Below are 13,796 nucleotides of genomic sequence, written 5' to 3'. Positions count from 1 at the left end.
AATAGTTGATATCTTATGATATTAGGACACAAAGGTAGAAAAAATATAGAAACCGCGCAATGGCCCGGTATGAAAAAAAGTAGGCGATGAACGTGTTCGCGATACTACCGGCCGCGAGCAGAAGAGGAATTGGTTTGTTTTTGTCGGCTTTTTTCCTTATATTGGTGATCGCTTATTACAATATGAACTGTTCTGTTAAGCAATATGAGCAGCACCGAACTTGTTCGAGGGATGCCATTGCGCAGAAATAGTCTAAGTTTATTGAATCTTTGTGGTTTTTTAACGAAATCAAATCAATTTAGAATGTTTAATTAGGTATAATCCGTGGTCTATGGTGACGGCGGGTTATCGTGTAACTTTTTTAGCCAAAAAATATGAATAAGATCGCGTTGATTGGGAACTATCCTCCCCGTAAATGTGGTATTGCCACTTTTACAAAGGATTTGAATGACGGAATGAAGGAGAACGGCATCGACGCCGTGGTGGTGGCGATGAACGACGGGTTAAACCGCTACGATTACCCCGCCAAGGTGGTGTTCGAGGTTGAGCAAAACGTGATGGCATCGTACATCAACGCCGCGGAGTACCTGAACTCGAATAACTACGATGCGGTGATCCTGCAACACGAGTTCGGCATTTTTGGTGGCACCGACGGTATCCACATCCTTCAACTGCTCAAGCGATTGCGGATGCCCGTGGTGACTACCCTGCACACCATCGTGGACGATCCCACGGAGAACCAACGCCACGTGGTGACCGAGCTGGCCCGCCTCTCGCAAAAGCTCGTCAGCATATCGCATAAAGGAATCGAACTGCTCGCTTCCGTGTACGGGATCCCTGAATCCAAGTGCGTGCATATCCATCACGGGGTGCACCCGATCGGTGAGGTAGATACCGAAAGATTAAAAATGAAACTGGGCGTAACGGGAAAAAAGGTACTGCTTACTTTCGGGCTGCTTTCACGGAATAAATCCATCGAGGTGGTTATTAACGCGTTGCCGGAGGTGGTGAAGAAGCATCCCGACGTGGTCTATATCGTGTTGGGAGCCACGCACCCGCACGTGATAAAGCACGAGGGGGAAGATTATCGCCATTCGCTATTTCGATTGGTCAACAAGCTGAAGCTAGAGAAGAACGTGCTGTTTGTCAATCGTTTCGTGAGCAACGAGGAACTTTTTAGCTACCTGAAGATGTGCGATATCTACGTGATCCCCTACTTGGGGAAGAAGCAGATCTCGTCGGGTACGCTCATCTATACCATGGGCGCGGGCAAGCCCATTATATCCACTCCTTTCTGGTACGCGGAGGAGATGCTGGCAGACAACCGGGGCATGCTCTTCGATTTCAAGGACTCCCCCCAGCTGAGTCGCCGCGTTAACGAGTTGCTGGGCGACGAGGCGAAGCGACAGGCCATTGGGCGAAACGCGTACGACCTGGCCAAAGAGTGCTACTGGCCGAATATTGGAAAACAGTATTACGACCTGCTGGATAAAATGATCGCGGAAGTGGGAGTCCCTGCTCTCGAGGAAGGCGATGAGCCGGGTGATACGCCGTACGCCATCCCTCCGATCAAGCTGGATCACCTGCACGCGCTCACCGATTACACCGGTATCTTGCAGCACGCGAAATACAACGTGCCCGATCGGAGCCATGGCTACTGTACCGACGACAACGCGCGGGCATTGTTGCTTGCGGTGATGCTTCAAAACGAGGTGCAGAACGTGGACGAGGTGAACCAGCTCACCAGTATCTACCTATCGTTCCTTGATTACGCGTACAACGCCCAAAACGGGAAGTTTCGTAATTTCATGAACTACGAGCGCCAATGGCTCGAGAAAGAGGGATCGGAAGACAGCATTGGTAGGGCTATATGGGCACTGGGATACACGGCAGCGTATACCAACGTGTGCAATTTTCACCATCATTCCAACCACCTGTTCATGCAAGCGCTCGGGAGCGCGGAGGAGCTCACGCATCCCCGGTCTATCTCGTACGCTCTTCTGGGGCTGGTGCATCATAGCAAGGTACACGGTGATCCCCGGGTAATGGAGCGCGTCCGAAGCTTGTCGGGAAAACTTTTCTCGTTCTTTAACGAGACGATAGCGAACAAGTGGCCTTGGTTCGAAGGTAAAGTATCGTACGCCAACAGCCGCATCCCCCACGCGATGCTCTTCGCGGGGATGTACCTGAAAGACGACGCGATGATACACCGGGGATTGAGAATCCTGGATTGGCTTATCGAGCAACAGTTCACGGACGGCATCTTCTCCCCGATTGGCAACGAGGGGTGGCTCACCCCCGAACATAAGGCCCGGTACGACCAGCAGCCCCTCGAGGCGCACGGCATGATCGACGCCTGCCTCCAGGCCGAAGAGTTCACCAACGACAGCATGTATGCCGATTATGCCCTCAAGGCTTTTCACTGGTTTACCGGCGAGAACGACAGTTCTCAGCCGGTGTATGATTTCGCGACGGGCGGCTGTCGCGACGGGATCCACCCCCAGGGGGTGAACCTGAACCAAGGCGCCGAATCCACCTTGTCGTGGCTCATTTCACTTTTGGATATTTCATTCTATCTACGCAATAAAAACAGGTTACTTGTATGATTCAAATGAACCGATTACCCATTAAAATCCTGCCTTCGTCGCGACGGACGCTCGTCCGTCCTTTCGTGCCAAGCAGCGATTCCCAGGTGGAGCACATCCTGTTCCGCGTCTTCTCCACGTCGAAGGAAGATCGAAACCGTATCCTCGAAAGCATCTACGACCGGATCGAAGTGCCGCTGGAAATGACAAAGAATATTTTCAGGAGGCATTACGAACACGTCAAGCACCGGATACCTACCAATCTGGAGATGACGGACGAGGATAAGCAGTTCATCGGTGCCTTCTTCACCCAGCAATACTCGCTGGAATCGACCGCGCTGTTTAATCCTTCCATCGTTCCGCATCCCGTGCAGGACAAGGAGGGAGCCTTGCGGTTTATCATCAGCCTGCGGGCCATCGGCGAGGGGCACATCTCTTCCATCACCTTCATGGAAGGAGAGGTGGATGCCCGGTATAATATTACGCTTGCCGATAACTCCCCCGTGATTCACGAGCCGGAGCGAACGGAGCATCTTTACGATAGGGAGGTGGTCCTGAAGAAGTCCCACGAGCTGGGCATCCTCACCAACTTGAACCGGCCGTTGTTTGATATGCTGCCCGACGAGTTCTCGTTTGAAGACCTCACCGTGGCCATGCACAAGATCGTGCGCGGGAACACGTTCACCAGCCGGGAAGAACTGCAGGTTTCGTTGAACAACGTGCAGACACTGGTGCTCTCGAATTTCACGCTCCACTTCACGTCCGACGACATCACCGAGCGGGCTATCTACCCGGCGTCGCCCTCGCAAAGCAACGGCTTGGAAGATGCCCGCTTCGTGCAGTTCACGCGAGACGATGGCAGCAAGGTCTATTACGCGACCTTTACCGCCTACAACGGGAAGACCATCATGCCGGAGATGCTGGAGACCGAGGACTTCAAAGAGTTCAAGGTCTCCACCCTGAGCGGGCCGGCCGTAAAGAACAAGGGGATGGCGCTCTTTCCCCGCAAGGTGAACGGACACTACATGATGCTGGGGCGCCAAGACAACGAGTCGCTCTATATCATGAAATCCGACAACCTCTACTTCTGGTACGATTACCAGCCATTGTTGAAGCCCACCTACGACTGGGAACTGATCCAGATCGGGAACTGTGGTTCGCCCATCGAGATTGATGAAGGGTGGCTGGTATTGACCCACGGCGTGGGACCAGTCCGGACCTATTCCCTCGGCGCGGTGTTGCTGGATAAGGAGGATCCCCGCGTGGTGACGAGGCGGCTCAAGGAACCGCTGCTCACCCCGGCGAAGGAGGAACGGTCGGGCTACGTGCCCAACGTGATCTACACGTGCGGCGCGATGGTGGTAAACCGCACGCTGATACTCCCCTATGCCATCGCGGACGTGGTTACCACCTTTGCCACGGTCAGCGTGGATGAATTAATGGATAAAATGATTGAAATAAAATAAACAAGATGAAAATTGCAATGCTCTCCCCGATCGCCTGGCGGACACCCCCGGTGCACTACGGGCCATGGGAGCTGGTAACGTCGCTCCTCACCGAGGAGCTGGTAAAAAACGGGGTGGACGTCACCCTATTCGCCACGGGCGATTCAATCACCCAAGGCAAGTTGACCGCGGTAACTCCCCGGGGCTACGAGGAAGATCGCGCGATTGACCCCAAGGTGTGGGAATGCCTGCATATCTCGGAATGTTTCGAGCGTGCCGACGAGTTCGACATCATCCATAACCAGTTCGATTTTTTACCCCTCACCTACTCGGGGCTGGTGAAGACGCCGGTGGTCACCACCATCCATGGTTTCTCGTCCCCGCGCATCCTTCCTGTATACAAGAAGTACAACCCACATACCCGCTATGTCTCGATAAGCGATGCTGACCGGTCGCCCGAGCTCGATTACATCGCCACGGTATACCACGGGATCGATACCGGCAACTTCACGTTCAATCCAGACCCGGCGGGCGACTACCTGCTCTATTACGGGCGCATTCATCCCGACAAGGGAACCCGGGAGGCAGTGCAGATTGCCAAAGCATTGGATACCCGGCTTGTCATCGCCGGCATCATCCAGGATCAAGGGTATTTTGACCGGCACGTGAAGCCGTTCCTCGAAGAGGGTAAGGTAGAATATATCGGCAGCGTGGGTGCCGACCGGCGCGACCAATTGTTGGGCAATGCCCGCGTGCTGCTCCACCCGATCTCCTTCAGCGAGCCGTTCGGGCTCTCGGTGGTGGAAGCGATGGCGTGTGGCACGCCCGTGGTTGCCTTCAACAAGGGAAGCATGCCGGAGTTGATCGTTAACGGGAGGAATGGTTACCTCGCGCAAAACGTGGAAGAAGCCATCGAACAGGTGCGGAACGTGACGAACATCAACCGGCATTCTTGCCGGGAAAACGTGGAGCAGCACTTCACCAAGGAGGTGATGGCTCGCCGCTACATTGACGTGTATAAAACAATGCTAAACCAATAACGTTATGTCGATTATAAAACGATACCCGGGCAACCCCATCCTCACCCGCGAGCAGGTGCCCTACCCGGTTGCCACCGTGCACAACGCGGGGGTTACCCGTTTCAACGAAGAGTATATCATGCTGTTCCGGTCTCACCGGATGAACGGGAGGAGCATCCTCGGGCTGGCGCGTAGCAGCGACGGCTACCGGTTCACGGTAGACCCTGAGCCGTTCATGGTTCCCGCGCGGGAGGAACCATTTGCCGAGTACGAGGAGTACGGGGTGGAAGACCCGCGGATCACCTTTATCGACGGGGAGTTCTTAATCACCTACTCCGCCTACTCGCGACACGGGGTCCGGATCGGGCTGGCTAAAACCCGGGACTGGAAGGAGGTAGAGCGTGTCTCGCTCATCACCCAGGCAGACTACCGCAACACGGTCATCTTCCCCGAGAAGTTCAACGGCCTGTATGCCCGGCTGGATCGGCCCCACTCCGAGATCAGCCCGTGGTCCCTATGGATCAGCTACTCGCCCGACCTGCGGTACTGGGGCGACTCGAAAGTGATCATGAAGCCGGAAAAATACCACTGGGACGAGATGAAGATCGGCCCCGGAGCTCCACCCGTAAAGACCGATGAAGGGTGGTTGAATATCTACCACGGCGTTTTTCCCACCATGGACGGAAGCGTGTATCGATTGGGGGCGGCATTGCACGACTTGGAAGACCCCTCTCGCGTGATTGGCGTGGGTGACGACTGGATACTGCAGCCCGAGGAGCCCCACGAGATTACCGGCTATGTCCACAACGTGGTATTCACGTGCGGCGCGCTAAAGACAGGGGACGATACTATCCGGGTTTACTGGGGAGGAGCCGACACGGTGATGTGCGCCGGCGAAGCCTCCATCGCCGAGTTGCTGGACCTATGCCTGCACCGCGGCCGAAAACCGATGTAGGCGCGCGTTAAACCTTTTGCCGGGTAAATTGTTCATTTACATTAAACATTTTCTCGCAACGACATAATCCAAGTAAACTTGTCTTCTGTTCGTATTGCTTAACGAAAATGTTAAATAGCAACATCAATTGACGCAATAGCGGAAGTTTTAAAAAATTAAAATGATTATCCGCAATAGTTCCTATTGTAAATTCTTGACTTGAAATCAGGAGCATACGTTACAGCGGCTATCAACAGTCTTTCAAACTGGTTTTCCCCGAAGTAACGCCTGTTGAATTTATAACAGAACTGGTTGAGATAATATTGCAAGTATTCCGGTTTTATCTTGTAATACACGCCCAAGAGCTGTCGTTTGGCATTGCTGATCGCGGTATGGACCCAGGGCAGCACATTGGAAAGATCCTCGTGTGGAATAACGGATGCCGTATGTGAATGGACATGCTCTTTCAATTTAGTGTAAGAAGTTGAGTCATCGGTGGTCAGGTCCGCCGTGCTTTCAACGTGCTCTTTGACATTCCTTGTAATTGTACCGGCTTTCAAGTCGTTGATGACTTTCATCTTCAGGTATCTGACCTTCTTGGGTTTCTTACCCGGTTTGGGGTTTTCAACGGTTTTGCTTTCAGCCATTACCAGCACTTTGGTCTTTTTTTGGCTCCCGCGGCCGCGCTTCAACGGTTTGTCCCTCTCTTGAAGGGATATTTCGGTGGAAAAGAAGGCGTCGTCCAACTCGATGGCTCCCTCAAGGGTGTACTCATCATCGCGTTTGCCCATCACGTCACGCAGTTTATTGACCATTTCCCATATGGGCTGGTAACGCTTGTGCCCCAGCTGGCGCTGCAGCTCCGCCGCGGAAAAGGAGCCCTTGGTCGCCGTGAGCAGGTGCATGGCCACGAACCAGTAACGGTAAGGCAGGTTGGAGTGCTGCATGACGGTGCCTGAACGCAAGGTTTGGCGTGCGCGACAACGCTTGCATTCATAGGCCTGCTTGTTTTCCAGCCAATAATGTTCTTTACAATTGCAATGCCGACAGGTTACTCCCATTTGGTCTCTTTGTTCTTTGAATTTTTTCCGACAGGATTCCTCATCGGGGTAATTTATAGCAAAATCCAGGATATTCATAGCTTGAATCTTTATATCGTTATCGATGTAAATATAATGAATATCAGTGAATTGTATAAGTATTTTTGAAACTTATTTATAACTTTTTCCCGCTAAATTCTTTAGGAATAACTGCGGATAATCATATAGATTTATTATTGGAAGATGGCTGGTATGTCGCAAGGAAAAAGGGAAGTCACAGGCAATTTAAGCATAACGTAAAAAAGGGGACAGTGACTGTAAACGGAAAACCTAACGAGGTATTGGATCAATTTCTTTTAAATAGTATTTGGAAACAGGCAGGGTGGAGATAGTCTCCTGCATAAAATAACGACAAAATGGAAAAACTCATCGCCAGAATTGGATATGCTGAACATAATTATAGTGCCTTGGTTGAACTGCCGGACGAAGTGGTAGTGGTCACTCATAAAACATTTGAGGGTCTTAAAGAGGCTATTATTGAATCCCTCGAATTCTCTAAAGAGGGTCACTTGGAAGGTAATGAGCCTGCACCTGACTGGGTAAAAAATGGGTATGAGATTGAGTTTAGAATGGAGATTTCGGCTCTCTTGCAATATTTTGATGGCATTCTTACCCGCTCGGCACTCTCCCGGATAACTGGCATCAATGAACGCCAGTTGGGACATTATGCTACCGGATATCGCAAACCCAGACAAAAGCAACGTGAGAAAATCATAGAAGGGTTCCATAAATTAGGTAAGGAATTTTCATCCGTTGTGTTATTTTAATGATGTAAAGATAGTTGTGATTGGCTCTCAAAAGTTTGTACCTTTGGTATCTGGAACAACACCTGCATACCAGCAACGGTGTCATAATAAGTTGTGATTGGCTCTCAAAAGTTTGTACCTTTGGTATCTGGAACAACTGATGCAGTAAAGGTCGTTCGGTTGTGTCGTTGTGATTGGCTCTCAAAAGTTTGTACCTTTGGTATCTGGAACAACTAGGGTGACTGGGGCGAATGGCCGGAAGCAGTTGTGATTGGCTCTCAAAAGTTTGTACCTTTGGTATCTGGAACAACGAAGAACGATTAAACGTATTAAACACAGCCGTTGTGATTGGCTCTCAAAAGTTTGTACCTTTGGTATCTGGAACAACGTGGCGGTTATTCCTCCGCACCATCAATGGTTGTGATTGGCTCTCAAAAGTTTGTACCTTTGGTATCTGGAACAACGCTGTGTCTGCATTTCCAGATAACGCTCCTGTTGTGATTGGCTCTCAAAAGTTTGTACCTTTGGTATCTGGAACAACGATGACGGATTGGAGTATATGATGTGGCATGTTGTGATTGGCTCTCAAAAGTTTGTACCTTTGGTATCTGGAACAACGCTTGGAGTTGGGAGATGGCCTTCAGGTCGGTTGTGATTGGCTCTCAAAAGTTTGTACCTTTGGTATCTGGAACAACTCAACAATGGCTAACGAAAACTGCTTATCTGTTGTGATTGGCTCTCAAAAGTTTGTACCTTTGGTATCTGGAACAACACCTGCGATCCCCTGACTTAATCCAATCCGGTTGTGATTGGCTCTCAAAAGTTTGTACCTTTGGTATCTGGAACAACATAATGAAAAATCAAACATAGCTAAAGGGAGTTGTGATTGGCTCTCAAAAGTTTGTACCTTTGGTATCTGGAACAACTTATTCTGCGGATGGACGTAAGATGTTTCAGTTGTGATTGGCTCTCAAAAGTTTGTACCTTTGGTATCTGGAACAACGTTTTTCTGGTTGTCGAATGGGGATAAGTAGTTGTGATTGGCTCTCAAAAGTTTGTACCTTTGGTATCTGGAACAACAGTGTTCACATCCTTCGTTGTAAAGCAACTGTTGTGATTGGCTCTCAAAAGTTTGTACCTTTGGTATCTGGAACAACCAAAGCAGACAATGCCACAACCACAATTATGTTGTGATTGGCTCTCAAAAGTTTGTACCTTTGGTATCTGGAACAACCCAGTTTCCCGTCAGGATTTGTGCAGATTTGTTGTGATTGGCTCTCAAAAGTTTGTACCTTTGGTATCTGGAACAACTTTTGTCTGTTCGTCAAACCCCGCCCCATTGTTGTGATTGGCTCTCAAAAGTTTGTACCTTTGGTATCTGGAACAACTAATTGCCGATGCAATTTCCGCTATGTGCTGTTGTGATTGGCTCTCAAAAGTTTGTACCTTTGGTATCTGGAACAACTATGAAGTCGTTGTTTACTCTGTGGACTATGTTGTGATTGGCTCTCAAAAGTTTGTACCTTTGGTATCTGGAACAACTGCCGACGATAAACGCCAATGATCCATAACGTTGTGATTGGCTCTCAAAAGTTTGTACCTTTGGTATCTGGAACAACCTCCAGGCACAACTCAACAGGGTTGAAGAAGTTGTGATTGGCTCTCAAAAGTTTGTACCTTTGGTATCTGGAACAACCGTCCATGCTTGCATCACTTTCTGGATACTGTTGTGATTGGCTCTCAAAAGTTTGTACCTTTGGTATCTGGAACAACAGTTTCAGATTCCTGACCACAAGCGCAAACGTTGTGATTGGCTCTCAAAAGTTTGTACCTTTGGTATCTGGAACAACCTCTTGAAGAGAAATTACGTAGACTTAATCGTTGTGATTGGCTCTCAAAAGTTTGTACCTTTGGTATCTGGAACAACTAGATATTGTATTTCATAATGCGGCTTTCGGTTGTGATTGGCTCTCAAAAGTTTGTACCTTTGGTATCTGGAACAACCTTTAATCAAGAGTCTTCTCTGTATTTACAGTTGTGATTGGCTCTCAAAAGTTTGTACCTTTGGTATCTGGAACAACGCGAAGTTTCTTTCGTACGGTAAACATACTGTTGTGATTGGCTCTCAAAAGTTTGTACCTTTGGTATCTGGAACAACGGGTAGCATCGCCACCACAAGGTTATTCGGTTGTGATTGGCTCTCAAAAGTTTGTACCTTTGGTATCTGGAACAACTTTTGTTTCAATCTTTGTTTTCCAATCACTGTTGTGATTGGCTCTCAAAAGTTTGTACCTTTGGTATCTGGAACAACTAGTAATTTTTGATAAAACACTACAAGGTGTTGTGATTGGCTCTCAAAAGTTTGTACCTTTGGTATCTGGAACAACCTTGACAAACTTGGAGCTTTATTGGTAATAGTTGTGATTGGCTCTCAAAAGTTTGTACCTTTGGTATCTGGAACAACTTGCAGTTAAAGATAGGTTGGAGCAAGTCTGTTGTGATTGGCTCTCAAAAGTTTGTACCTTTGGTATCTGGAACAACCAAACAGAGACGCAAAAACGGAAGTATAGGTTGTGATTGGCTCTCAAAAGTTTGTACCTTTGGTATCTGGAACAACCGACCATCTCAATAGCCATCACGTCGAAGTGTTGTGATTGGCTCTCAAAAGTTTGTACCTTTGGTATCTGGAACAACTGACTCTAAGTTTAATATTCTCGCTCTCCAGTTGTGATTGGCTCTCAAAAGTTTGTACCTTTGGTATCTGGAACAACTTCTTCGTCGTCTTCATTTTGATTGTTGTTGTTGTGATTGGCTCTCAAAAGTTTGTACCTTTGGTATCTGGAACAACAGCCGCTTTACCAAAGCCAATTGGCTGATCGTTGTGATTGGCTCTCAAAAGTTTGTACCTTTGGTATCTGGAACAACTTTTTTACAAAGTTTAAAATTAATATTTTTGTTGTGATTGGCTCTCAAAAGTTTGTACCTTTGGTATCTGGAACAACTGGATTTGAACATTTCGCTATTTTCCAGTGGTTTATACCGAAAATTACAATTAAAAAAAGACGTTGTTCCGAACATGGAATCCTGCCGGTAAGGCGGGATTTCTATTTTCTAAAACAGTTCTAATTGCTGGTAGGGCGTGGTTACTTCTTTTTCTTTTTTTCCGATAAACAATTCCATGTTGCCAAATTGCTTATCGGTAATACACAGGATGCCGACTTGCCCATGTGGTGGAAGATTGTTTTTCACACGTTGAATATGCACATCGGCGTTTTCACGGCTGGCACAATGTCGTAAATAGATGGAAAACTGAAACATGGTAAAACCGTCTTTGATCAGTTTATCCCTAAAAACGGTATAGACCTTACGATCTTTCTTCGTCTCCGTCGGCAGGTCAAAAAATACGAGTACCCACATAATTCTATATTCGCTTAGTCGATTCATAAAACCTCTATTCTTTCAAATATATTTCCATATCTATTTTTAACCAGTTACCCTCCCACTCTTTATTTTTCACTTTGGCATAAAACCATTTGCCGGCATCCATCAGCCGTGCCAACATCTCATTTTTATCACGTGGAATATAACCTAATTTATCGCCTTGTGAATTGTAAATAGCTATAGTAAAACTGTCGTGTTTATTATCCAGCTCTCGTTTCCAATTGAATTTCGAGCAACTGCAACTGTTTATGACCGATCTTCACAACATATAACGCTTCTAACTGTGGTTTACCCCATTGCAACAAACTATCTTTGTCGGTCAATAATTTTACGTATTCTCCTTTCAAAAGGAAATACTTTTCCTTCAGGCTCTCTTTTTCCGGGATATTTGTCAAATTCAGGTTCATATTGCCTTTTACTCAAAATTCGGATATGCTATTTTCCGTATTTCACCTTTGTAGCATTTTGCCAAAGAAGCGGTAGTTTGCGATGCCGCAATCATAAGCGGGCTACGTTGCCCGTTGATGATAACATCCAATACGGGAATGTTTAATAGTCTCATTTTTATATTTTTGGATAATTCCTGATAATCCTCTTCACTTTCTATAATTTCAACGACCACTTTATCTACGAAGGGGCGATACGGTTCCATGATATCATCGGCCAGACAGTAAGCATTGTATTTGTTCCGGTGATGAATACCCAACGTAGGAAGTAGTCCACTGGCAACTAATGAGCGTGCCACAACTGCTCTTAAAATGGCATATCCATAATTCAGGAGATTGTTGGGTGGAATACCGTCCCTGTTCCTTGAAAATCCGGATATCTGCGGAAAGATATTCGCCCAATAATATACGGCGGCGCGAGCTTCATAATTGTCTGGATCGCCGCTTTTTACATCCGAAGCCCATATTTGCATGTTCTTTACCACCTCGCCGGTAGCAGAATGAAGCAAATGAGCCTGATTTTGTATCTTTGCCTGAACGGTTTGCTGCCACAACTGTTTTTTCAACGGAACCGATGCCCCCAGTTGATGTTTAAAGCGCTCGGTTTGGGTAGTATTGCCGGACAAGGGCAACATCAAACCCAGAGGCATCCGGCTACTGTCGCAGGTAATGAGTGCAACGTTGTTGGCCAACAGTTTTTCAATGACACCATGAGTAATGGTTATTTGCTTGTTATCCAGAATCACCACACCGATATCTTCTATGGGAACGGTTTTCACGGCGTCGTCTTTAAATGTTTCGGGCAGCGTTTCGTTTTTCACCACTTCCGGCAATTGAATAAGCAGTTGTTCTTTCCGGAGGGATAAATAGGCCGGATTACCGAAGTAAAGCGTGCGTTTAATCATGGTGATTCATTATAATATTCATAATATAGATCGGCAATTTCACTCGCAAAGCCATAACCGCAGGGTGAAGCCCAACGTACACATTGTTCGGCTCTCAACTTAAATTGTTCAAGCAAACCGTGTTTTTGCATAAACGCCAAGGCAGCCTTGTAATTGTTGTAAGTCGAATCATAGAATTGTTCCGAATAGTCACCGTAACAATAAGTCAGTTCACATGCGCTTTCAGGTAAATACAACATCACGTCTGCTAATGCTTCGGGTGAAGGTTGCAAACTACGAAAATCCGAAATAGCACGTTTGGCAACCGAAAATTTTTCACCGCCACGTTCGGGATGCTCTACATTAAATTCTTTACGGATAATTTTCTTATACTTTTCAGCCAAGGCCGTTTCATTCTTCGGATTGAGATAAAAATCGTAAAACTCTTTTACAGCTTTATTTTTTTCGTACAAATCCAGTATTTGCTCTACCAATTGTTCTTTGGTGAGGCGTTGGAGTTCTTTTTTCAACCGGGGTTTGGACATAGGGTTATCCTTTATCTGTTATTTTATATAAATAACTATCAATCACGTATTTTTCATACATTCTATCCTTAAATTCAAACCAAAGTTCACGATATTCCGATTGATGAATAAAATTGTTGAAATTTGCGAATGGTTTTTTGCCGTTGATGGCATTGTTCAATATGTTCTTCGCATGTCCCTTAGGCAGATTGTCTACAAAATATTCCATAATGCGATATGCTTCCGACGACTCCAAAGGTTCAATCGTTATAAAATCTTTCCATTTTCGAAAACTGAATATTTCATCAGAATACGTATCAGTGTCTGTCATTTCTTCTTCTTTCTTCATACTCTTCATCATCTTCTTCCAACGGTAAATCCGAGTAAATTTCTTTCGGCATTCCATCAACTTCCAATGTTTCCGTATTTACGAAACTAATCAACCCTGCTGACATATTACCAGCAACTTCGCTAATTAAGTTTCTGTATTTCGGAGGAACTTGTAATTTATAGTCTGGTATTTCAAAAAGATTGATTTCGTTGTTTTCAACAAATTCTTCTTTCATAAATCCAAGCAATTTTTCAAGACTTTTCCTGTCGTCTTTAATACTTCGCAAAATAACAAGGCATTCGTTTAATAATTGTTCTGTAGACATGCGCATCTTTATTATT

General features: G+C 46.7%; 14 protein-coding genes and 1 CRISPR repeat array. Of the genes, 6 read left to right on the top strand and 8 right to left on the bottom strand.

Annotated elements, in window-relative coordinates:
• Window positions 1-374: 374 nt before the first annotated feature.
• The 4 genes from PSM36_RS05965 to PSM36_RS05950 are packed head-to-tail and all read left to right on the top strand — an operon-like array spanning window position 375 to window position 6,004.
• Window positions 375-2,606: a glycosyltransferase family 4 protein gene (locus PSM36_RS05965; protein ID WP_076929712.1), complete on the top strand. Its 2,232-nt coding sequence runs from the start codon at window positions 375-377 to the stop codon at window positions 2,604-2,606.
• Window positions 2,603-4,051, top strand: coding sequence for a glycoside hydrolase family 130 protein (locus PSM36_RS05960; protein WP_083710951.1), 1,449 nt, complete (start codon window positions 2,603-2,605; stop codon window positions 4,049-4,051). Before PSM36_RS05965 ends, PSM36_RS05960 begins: the two co-directional genes overlap by 4 nt.
• Window positions 4,052-4,056: 5 nt before the next feature.
• Complete coding sequence (locus PSM36_RS05955) at window positions 4,057-5,070, top strand: glycosyltransferase family 4 protein (protein WP_076929710.1); 1,014 nt, start codon at window positions 4,057-4,059, stop codon at window positions 5,068-5,070.
• Window positions 5,071-5,074: 4 nt separating this feature from the next.
• Entirely contained in the window at window positions 5,075-6,004 is a 930-nt protein-coding gene (locus tag PSM36_RS05950; protein ID WP_076929708.1) for a glycoside hydrolase family 130 protein, read from the top strand.
• 164 nt (window positions 6,005-6,168) lie between these two features.
• Here PSM36_RS05950 and PSM36_RS05945 read toward each other — a convergent pair whose 3' ends face one another.
• Window positions 6,169-7,122, bottom strand: coding sequence for an IS1595 family transposase (locus tag PSM36_RS05945; protein WP_076929706.1), 954 nt, complete (start codon window positions 7,120-7,122; stop codon window positions 6,169-6,171).
• A 65-nt stretch (window positions 7,123-7,187) separates the two neighbouring features.
• Between PSM36_RS05945 and PSM36_RS05940 the strand changes: the two genes are divergently transcribed.
• Both PSM36_RS05940 and PSM36_RS05935 read left to right on the top strand, forming a co-directional pair.
• Window positions 7,188-7,415, top strand: coding sequence for a type II toxin-antitoxin system HicA family toxin (locus PSM36_RS05940; RefSeq protein WP_317042237.1), 228 nt, complete (start codon window positions 7,188-7,190; stop codon window positions 7,413-7,415).
• A gap of 24 nt (window positions 7,416-7,439) precedes the next feature.
• Window positions 7,440-7,850: a hypothetical protein gene (locus PSM36_RS05935; RefSeq protein WP_076929704.1), complete on the top strand. Its 411-nt coding sequence runs from the start codon at window positions 7,440-7,442 to the stop codon at window positions 7,848-7,850.
• Window positions 7,851-7,863: 13 nt separating this feature from the next.
• Window positions 7,864-10,831: direct repeats of the CRISPR family, unit length 47 nt; unit sequence GTTGTGATTGGCTCTCAAAAGTTTGTACCTTTGGTATCTGGAACAAC.
• Window positions 10,832-10,940: 109 nt separating this feature from the next.
• Here the strand turns inward: PSM36_RS05935 and cas2 are convergent.
• Genes cas2 through PSM36_RS17295 form a run of 7 tightly spaced genes read right to left on the bottom strand, consistent with a single transcriptional unit; the run spans window position 10,941 to window position 13,780 of the window.
• A complete protein-coding gene (gene cas2, locus PSM36_RS05930; RefSeq protein ID WP_076929702.1) occupies window positions 10,941-11,273 on the bottom strand; it encodes a CRISPR-associated endonuclease Cas2 in 333 nt (110 codons plus the stop codon).
• Between the two features lie 7 nt (window positions 11,274-11,280).
• Complete coding sequence (locus PSM36_RS05925; protein ID WP_232001557.1) at window positions 11,281-11,445, bottom strand: HIRAN domain-containing protein; 165 nt, start codon at window positions 11,443-11,445, stop codon at window positions 11,281-11,283.
• Window positions 11,446-11,470: 25 nt separating this feature from the next.
• Window positions 11,471-11,677, bottom strand: a complete 207-nt coding sequence (locus PSM36_RS05920) for a hypothetical protein (protein WP_076929699.1) — start codon at window positions 11,675-11,677, stop codon at window positions 11,471-11,473.
• 8 nt (window positions 11,678-11,685) lie between these two features.
• Window positions 11,686-12,621: a type II CRISPR-associated endonuclease Cas1 gene (cas1, locus tag PSM36_RS05915; RefSeq protein WP_076929697.1), complete on the bottom strand. Its 936-nt coding sequence runs from the start codon at window positions 12,619-12,621 to the stop codon at window positions 11,686-11,688.
• Window positions 12,618-13,145 carry a DUF6155 family protein gene (locus tag PSM36_RS05910; protein ID WP_076929694.1) on the bottom strand — a complete coding sequence of 176 codons (528 nt, stop codon included), beginning with the start codon at window positions 13,143-13,145 and terminating at the stop codon, window positions 12,618-12,620. The genes cas1 and PSM36_RS05910 overlap by 4 nt, the downstream gene beginning before the upstream one ends.
• 4 nt (window positions 13,146-13,149) lie before the next feature.
• Entirely contained in the window at window positions 13,150-13,473 is a 324-nt protein-coding gene (locus PSM36_RS05905; protein WP_076929691.1) for a UPF0158 family protein, read from the bottom strand.
• Window positions 13,442-13,780: a hypothetical protein gene (locus PSM36_RS17295; RefSeq protein WP_139298098.1), complete on the bottom strand. Its 339-nt coding sequence runs from the start codon at window positions 13,778-13,780 to the stop codon at window positions 13,442-13,444. Before PSM36_RS17295 ends, PSM36_RS05905 begins: the two co-directional genes overlap by 32 nt.
• Window positions 13,781-13,796 lie beyond the last annotated feature (16 nt).

Origin of the sequence: Proteiniphilum saccharofermentans (assembly GCF_900095135.1) — a bacterium.
GTDB lineage: Bacteria > Bacteroidota > Bacteroidia > Bacteroidales > Dysgonomonadaceae > Proteiniphilum > Proteiniphilum saccharofermentans.
This window is presented reverse-complemented; position numbering and strand designations above follow the sequence as displayed.

Bases quoted from the DNA above. Each gene is read 5' to 3' on its own strand.
- PSM36_RS05965 (WP_076929712.1), top strand. From the start codon at position 375: ATGAATAAGATCGCGTTGATTGGGAACTATCCTCCCCGTAAATGTGGT.
- PSM36_RS05950 (WP_076929708.1), top strand. From the start codon at position 5,075: ATGTCGATTATAAAACGATACCCGGGCAACCCCATCCTCACCCGCGAG.
- PSM36_RS05905 (WP_076929691.1), bottom strand. From the start codon at position 13,473: ATGAAGAAAGAAGAAGAAATGACAGACACTGATACGTATTCTGATGAA.
- PSM36_RS05955 (WP_076929710.1), top strand. From the start codon at position 4,057: ATGAAAATTGCAATGCTCTCCCCGATCGCCTGGCGGACACCCCCGGTG.
- cas2 (WP_076929702.1), bottom strand. From the start codon at position 11,273: ATGAATCGACTAAGCGAATATAGAATTATGTGGGTACTCGTATTTTTT.
- PSM36_RS05945 (WP_076929706.1), bottom strand. From the start codon at position 7,122: ATGAATATCCTGGATTTTGCTATAAATTACCCCGATGAGGAATCCTGT.
- cas1 (WP_076929697.1), bottom strand. From the start codon at position 12,621: ATGATTAAACGCACGCTTTACTTCGGTAATCCGGCCTATTTATCCCTC.
- PSM36_RS05960 (WP_083710951.1), top strand. From the start codon at position 2,603: ATGATTCAAATGAACCGATTACCCATTAAAATCCTGCCTTCGTCGCGA.
- PSM36_RS05920 (WP_076929699.1), bottom strand. From the start codon at position 11,677: ATGAACCTGAATTTGACAAATATCCCGGAAAAAGAGAGCCTGAAGGAA.
- PSM36_RS05935 (WP_076929704.1), top strand. From the start codon at position 7,440: ATGGAAAAACTCATCGCCAGAATTGGATATGCTGAACATAATTATAGT.
- PSM36_RS05910 (WP_076929694.1), bottom strand. From the start codon at position 13,145: ATGTCCAAACCCCGGTTGAAAAAAGAACTCCAACGCCTCACCAAAGAA.
- PSM36_RS17295 (WP_139298098.1), bottom strand. From the start codon at position 13,780: ATGTCTACAGAACAATTATTAAACGAATGCCTTGTTATTTTGCGAAGT.